The organism is Mycolicibacterium pyrenivorans, assembly GCF_025821625.1.
In the GTDB taxonomy this organism is placed as follows: domain Bacteria; phylum Actinomycetota; class Actinomycetes; order Mycobacteriales; family Mycobacteriaceae; genus Mycobacterium; species Mycobacterium pyrenivorans.
This window is the reverse complement of sequence record NZ_JACKSH010000122.1, coordinates 1-551: the sequence shown is the minus strand read 5'-3', so window position 1 is coordinate 551 and position 551 is coordinate 1. Positions and strand designations below refer to the sequence as shown.

The window sequence follows — 551 nt, the reverse complement described above, 5'->3', positions numbered from 1 at the left end:
AACGGAACAGTGATGCCGGTCAGTTTATGGATCACGTTGATCGGGCTGGTGCTGTCGGTGTTCGCCAGCGCGATGGACGACGACAGCCCCTGCGTCCAGACGATGAAGCCCATGAAAGCGGCCGCGATCAGGTAGCCGAAATGCGCGTCGGCGAAACGCTTTGCGACCTGCCGCGCGACCAGCGCACCGGCCACCAGGCCGAGCCCCCAGTTCAACAGCGACAGAACGGCGCTGACGCCGAAACACAGCAGTGCGCCCTGCACCTGGTTGTTCGGCTTACTCGCGATGTGGACGATGGCCCGCTTGAGGACGGGCGCTTCCGCCAGTGTGTAGCCCGTCACGAGGATCAGCACCATCTGGAAGGCGAATGTGAAGATGTTCTGCGATCCCCACACACCGCCGTACCAGGCCTTGAGCATGCCGCTCGGGGTAGTGCCGTGCACCAGAAGGGCAACCATCCCGGCGACGAGGATCGTCAGGATGACGGCGAACAGGTACGGGTCGGGCATCAGGCGTTCGACGTAGCGGACACACAGTGCGGTCAGCGACTG

The 551-nt window shown here is 63.5% G+C and carries 1 protein-coding gene; it reads right to left on the bottom strand.

From position 1 onward, the window contains the following. A partial coding sequence (locus H7I57_RS15695) for a TIGR00366 family protein (RefSeq protein WP_264024515.1) occupies nucleotides 1-551 on the bottom strand: 551 nt, incomplete at both ends.